The sequence below is a fragment of the Serratia sp. CY44782 genome, from assembly GCF_052168715.1.
In the GTDB taxonomy this organism is placed as follows: domain Bacteria; phylum Pseudomonadota; class Gammaproteobacteria; order Enterobacterales; family Enterobacteriaceae; genus Serratia; species Serratia nevei.
The window spans coordinates 1-5,464 of record NZ_JBJNME010000021.1; the positions used below are offsets into that span (position 1 = coordinate 1).

Sequence of the window (5,464 nt, forward strand, 5' to 3'; positions counted from 1 at the left end):
GGGGTGTCATACTCAACGTGAGAGGTGTTGATGGTGATACCACGAGCTTTTTCTTCTGGCGCGTTATCGATCTGGTCGAAAGCACGTGCAGAACCGCCGTAGGTTTTAGCCAGTACGGTAGTGATCGCTGCAGTCAGGGTAGTTTTACCGTGGTCAACGTGGCCGATAGTACCGACGTTAACGTGCGGTTTTGTACGTTCAAACTTTTCTTTAGACATCGATTGTCCCTCTAAGACACGGATAAATCGGTGGTATCACCACATCAACCAAGCATTTGCTCGTTGAATCCAGAACAGAAAGAAAATCAGGGGGCGAGAAATTAAGAAGTGGTGCTGATAGGCAGATTCGAACTGCCGACCTCACCCTTACCAAGGGTGCGCTCTACCAACTGAGCTATATCAGCACATCTTGGAGCGGGCAGTGGGAATCGAACCCACATCATCAGCTTGGAAGGCTGAGGTAATAGCCATTATACGATGCCCGCATCCTGGAACTCGGCTACCTGATTTTTCTGTAGAATTTTGGGATGGAGCAGGATTGTTCATCACTCGGCTCGCATCCTTCGGGCCGGCTGCGCCTTGCGCTGCACAGCTCGAACCTTGCCGAAGGCTTTCGCCCTCTCCTCCCGCCATCAACCGTTGCGGTATTTATCGCATCTCAGTTAATCGCCGAAGGCAAGATTTGGTGGTGGGGGAAGGATTCGAACCTTCGAAGTCTGTGACGGCAGATTTACAGTCTGCTCCCTTTGGCCGCTCGGGAACCCCACCAGATTTTAACTACTTGTGACTTGAATGGTGCCGGCTACCGGAATCGAACTGGTGACCTACTGATTACAAGTCAGTTGCTCTACCTACTGAGCTAAGCCGGCATCAAGTGCAGCGCATTCTAGGTAGAGCGGGCGACCTATGCAACAAAAAAATTGCTTTACGCGCACTTTCGCTCATAAATCAGTCAATTTTGCATACTGTCATGCAATTCGCAGCCTGCGGCGTGCAAACATTCATCACTCGCTGCAATCATTCTCTACAATTTTATCCACTTTTTGCAAGCCTTGAGCGCCGCTTTCTCCGTGTCGGGCTTCTCAAAACACTTAACCCGCGCAGGTAAACTGTGAGCGGGATCGATGCACCAAAAAAGGGATACCTGCCCCGGACTGCGGCGTGGGCTACACTGATCCCTCGCCCTTTTGCCGTCGCCATGCCTTTCGCCGCTGTGGCTCAGTTATTGCTTCTCTTCATTACCCCCATCCCAGGAGGAATGACCGATGAAAATAGTGCCTATCAACGCCGCTACGCTACCGATTTACCGCGATGAATTGGCCCGCCTGTTGACCGATGCCGTCACGCACGGCGCTTCTGTCGGTTACGACACCTTAATCCCTCACGAAGACGCCGAAAGCTACTTCCACAGTCTGCGGCCGGCCTTGGCCAAAGGTGAACTGCTGCTGTGGATTGCCCGTGACGAGCGCGGCGTCGTTGGCACCGTGCAACTCGAGCTCTGCCAGAAGCCGAACGGCCGTAATCGTGCGGAGGTAGTGAAGCTGTTGGTGCATAGCCGCGCTCGCCGAAACGGCGTAGGTCAGGCGCTGATGAAGTCACTGGAGCACGCGGCACTGCAACAGCAGCGCGGACTATTGTACCTGGATACGCAGGCCGGTTCGGCAGCAGAAGCGCTTTATCGCAGCCTGGGTTATCGCTGTTTAGGCGAGCTACCGGATTATGCGGCAGGGCCCGATGGGCATTACCATCCAACCGTTATTTATTACAAACGCCTGTTCGCCGTGAACCAACCTTCGCGCGCCATCGCCAGCTAGCCTTCAGGCGGTATCCGGCCCCGATGATACCGCCTTGCAACCCCGCTTTATCAACTGCGGGCCGCTTCGCACAATTGACATAAACTGCTGCCTATCGACAACTTTTGCGAAAAAAGTCTACGCCAAAAACGAAGCTGTCTATAATATGCAGCTTGTTTATTCTCTGGAGCTGGCGTCCGGCGCCTTTCCCAACCTGCGTTAACAGGCAGAATTTGGCTTATGATAAAAAGAGATCAATCTTTAGCAACGCCCTACCTACAGTTCGATCGTACCCAATGGGCTGCGTTGAGAGATTCGGTGCCGCTGACGTTGTCGGAAGAAGAGATCGTTAAACTGAAAGGGATTAACGAAGATCTCTCGTTGGAAGAAGTTGCGCAGATTTATCTGCCGCTGTCACGACTGTTGAACTTCTATATCAGCTCCAACCTGCGGCGGCAGGCGGTACTGGAGCAATTCCTCGGCACCGACGGGCAAAAGATTCCCTATGTCATCGGCATCGCCGGCAGCGTAGCCGTCGGTAAGAGCACAACAGCGCGCTTGTTGCAGGCACTGCTGAGCCGCTGGCCGGAACACCGCAGCGTTGAGCTGATCACGACCGACGGTTTCTTGCATCCTAATAAGGTGCTGAACGAACGCGGCCTGATGAAGAAAAAAGGCTTCCCGCAGTCTTACGATATGCATAGCCTGGTGAAATTCGTGTCGGAAGTGAAATCCGGCGCCAAACGCGTCACCGCCCCGGTTTATTCCCATTTGATCTACGACGTTGTGCCCGAGGGCAATAAAGTCATCGAGCAGCCGGATATTCTGATACTGGAAGGGCTTAACGTATTGCAAAGCGGTATGGATTACCCTCACGATCCGCATCGCGTATTCGTTTCCGATTTTGTCGACTTCTCTATATATGTTGATGCCCCGGAGACGCTATTGCAAAGCTGGTATATCAATCGCTTCCTGAAATTCCGTCAGGGCGCATTTTCCAATCCCGATTCTTATTTCCATCACTATTCAAAATTGCCGGAACCGGAAGCGATTAATATCGCCACGCAATTGTGGAATGAAATTAACGGATTGAATTTGCAGCAGAATATACTGCCTACGCGCGAACGCGCTAGCCTGATCATGACCAAAAGCGCTAACCACGCCGTTGAAAGTGTGCGTTTAAGAAAGTAAACCTACCGATCGATTCAGGGGACGTTGCTGTCCCCCCTTTCTCTAACTATTCCGCACTGCGCAGCGATATCTCCCCGCCGATGAAGGGTTTTATCTCCCCGTCTTGTTCCAGCAGTAGCGCCCCCTGCGAATCGATGCCTCGGGCGATGCCCACAATCTGCCGCTCGCCAATCAGGAGCTTGACCGGTCTGTCGATAAAGTTATCCAGGGTACGCCAGCGACCGATAAAGGGCGCCAGTCCGTCTATCTCAAACTGTTTCAATGACTGACGCAGCTCATTGAGCAGGGTTGCAGCCAGCTCATTGCGATCGATCTGAATTCCCGCTTCCTGCAGGTTAATCCAGCCCTGGGTAATGGCGCTGGCGTTGGTATCCCGCATCGCCAGGTTAATGCCGGCACCGATGACCAGTTGAGCCGCATCGCCGGTTTTTCCCGTCAGTTCGACCAGGATCCCCGCCAGTTTACGATCGTTCAGATAAAGATCGTTAGGCCACTTAACGCGCACGTCTGCCGCACCGAGACGCTGCAGAACTTCCGCCATCACCATCCCGATCACCAGGCTAAGCCCCATTGCCGCCGCCGGGCCTTGCTCCAAGCGCCAGAACATCGACAGGTATAAATTAGCGCCGAATGGCGAGATCCACTGCCGCCCGCGGCGCCCACGCCCCGCCTGTTGGTATTCAGCGACGCAGGCGTCACCGGAGTGCAATTCGGCGATGCGGTCCAGCAAGTATTGGTTGGTGGAATCGACCACCGGCAACACGCTTACACGCTTGTCTTCCAGCAGGCTGAGGATACGCTCGGCTTCCAACAGCTGGATAGCACCAGGCAGGCTGTAACCTTTGCCAGGCACGGTAAAAACATCCAGCCCCCACTCGCGAATGGTTTGAATATGCTTATTGATCGCAGCACGGCTCATGCCGAGTGACTCACCGAGGTGTTCCCCGGAATGGAATTCGCCATCGGCCAGCAATGCGATCAGTTTTAGCGGAACCTTGGTATCTTTCATGACAGCACCGCCACGGCATTCAGCTCACCGGTCGCGCCAATAAAACGCACCTCAGGCTCCAGCCAGACGCCGAATTTATCGGCCACCGTCTTGCGTACGTGGCGCGCCAGCGCTACCACATCTTGGCTGTGGGCGTTGTCAATGTTCACCAGCACCAGCGCCTGCTGGCGGTGTACCGCTGCACCACCGATACGATATCCTTTCAGTTCGCATTGATCGATAAGCCAGCCGGCGGCCAGCTTCACCTGGCCATCCTGCTGTGGATAATGCGGCATGCCGGGATATTTGGCGATGAGTCCTGCGGCTTTCTCTGCGTTCACCAGCGGATTCTTGAAGAAGCTGCCGGCATTGCCGGTTTCACGCGGATCGGGCAGTTTGCTGCGGCGCATGGCGCATACGGATTCAAATACCTGAAGCGGCGTCACCGTGGCAGGATCCAGCTTGGTCAGATCGCCGTAGCTCAATTTGGGTTGCCACTGTTTGTTGAGGCGTAAACCCAGCCCGACAATGACATGCCCGGTTTGGAAACGGTGTTTGAAAATACTTTCCCGGTAGCCGAAACCACACTCGGCAGCCGGAATGCGATCGATAGCGCCGGTAGAGAAATCCAGCAGATCGACATACTCGCAAACGTCTTTCAATTCGACGCCGTAGGCGCCGATGTTCTGAATAGGCGCGGAGCCGGCCAATCCAGGAATCAACGCCAGGTTTTCCAGGCCACAGATCCCTGCCTGCAGCGTATATTGCACCAGATCATGCCAATTCTCACCGGAGCTGACGTGGAGATGCCAGGCATCGCTATCTTCCCGAACGTCGATACCCTTTAGCTGATTGACCATGACCGTGCCTGAAAAATCCTCCAGGAACAGCACGTTGCTACCTTCACCGAGAATCAGCAGCGGCTCCTGACGCTTGCGCGTTTGTTGCCAAACCTTGAGCATCTGCTCAATTCTATCGGCTATGATCAGGTGCGCTGCGTTGACCGGGAGCGCAAACGTATTGTGGTTTTTTAAAGACGCGCTTTCAGTAGACATAACGTTCAGTACCTATACGGAAATAATCTTTCGCCTAGTCTACTCGATTCGAGGCGTCTGGCTAATATTTGTTTTAATTAACGTGAAATTTATCGAATAATACACTGAAGCATTAAGACTTATCTTTGATATAACCGGAAAATTCTCATCAACATCTTAATAAATAGGAATTTTTATTATTTAAATAATAATCTGAAGCTATCAATTATATATTGATCTGGCTATTTCCCTGACAAAAAACATTATTCTTCCTTATAAGACTAAGCTACATATGCCAAAAAGGCATTTTTCAAAGCAATAGATACAGTCAGGATATTTATTTTACGCATAGCAAAAAGCCCTGAACGTCAGTTCAGGGCTTTCGGCTTTATTTGATGCCTGGCAGTGTCCTACTCTCGCATGGGGAGACCCCACACTACCATCGGCGCTACGGCGTTT

Annotated in this window: 5 protein-coding genes, 4 tRNA genes and 1 other RNA gene; 2 read left to right on the top strand and 8 right to left on the bottom strand. The window is 52.7% G+C overall.

Going from position 1 to position 5,464, the window contains the following annotated elements; genetic code table 11:
- From ACJ8HT_RS23930 to ACJ8HT_RS23955, 6 genes are all read right to left on the bottom strand, one after another.
- Positions 1-218: GTP-binding protein (locus tag ACJ8HT_RS23930; RefSeq protein ID WP_045142993.1), on the bottom strand; the 218-nt coding region annotated here is incomplete at its 3' end.
- A 109-nt stretch (positions 219-327) separates the two neighbouring features.
- Positions 328-403: transfer RNA gene (locus ACJ8HT_RS23935), tRNA-Thr, on the bottom strand.
- 6 nt (positions 404-409) lie between these two features.
- A tRNA-Gly gene (locus tag ACJ8HT_RS23940) sits at positions 410-484 on the bottom strand.
- A 36-nt stretch (positions 485-520) separates the two neighbouring features.
- Positions 521-636: non-coding RNA, RtT sRNA (locus ACJ8HT_RS23945), on the bottom strand.
- Positions 637-682: 46 nt separating this feature from the next.
- Positions 683-767, bottom strand: a tRNA-Tyr gene (locus ACJ8HT_RS23950).
- A gap of 25 nt (positions 768-792) precedes the next feature.
- Positions 793-868 (bottom strand) — tRNA-Thr (locus tag ACJ8HT_RS23955).
- A 396-nt stretch (positions 869-1,264) separates the two neighbouring features.
- Between ACJ8HT_RS23955 and ACJ8HT_RS23960 the strand changes: the two genes are divergently transcribed.
- Positions 1,265-1,813 (top strand): GNAT family N-acetyltransferase, encoded by a 549-nt coding sequence (locus tag ACJ8HT_RS23960; RefSeq protein WP_060441478.1) that lies wholly within the window; start codon positions 1,265-1,267, stop codon positions 1,811-1,813.
- 219 nt (positions 1,814-2,032) lie between these two features.
- On the top strand, positions 2,033-2,983 hold the full coding sequence (coaA, locus tag ACJ8HT_RS23965; RefSeq protein WP_033636718.1) for a type I pantothenate kinase: 951 nt from the start codon (positions 2,033-2,035) through the stop codon (positions 2,981-2,983).
- 46 nt (positions 2,984-3,029) lie between these two features.
- On the opposite strand, the gene birA is transcribed toward coaA, so the two are convergent.
- Positions 3,030-3,992: a bifunctional biotin--[acetyl-CoA-carboxylase] ligase/biotin operon repressor BirA gene (gene birA / locus ACJ8HT_RS23970; RefSeq protein ID WP_033636716.1), complete on the bottom strand. Its 963-nt coding sequence runs from the start codon at positions 3,990-3,992 to the stop codon at positions 3,030-3,032.
- Positions 3,989-5,026, bottom strand: a complete 1,038-nt coding sequence (murB, locus tag ACJ8HT_RS23975; protein WP_194572481.1) for a UDP-N-acetylmuramate dehydrogenase — start codon at positions 5,024-5,026, stop codon at positions 3,989-3,991. Before murB ends, birA begins: the two co-directional genes overlap by 4 nt.
- Between the last annotated feature and the right edge of the window lie 438 nt (positions 5,027-5,464).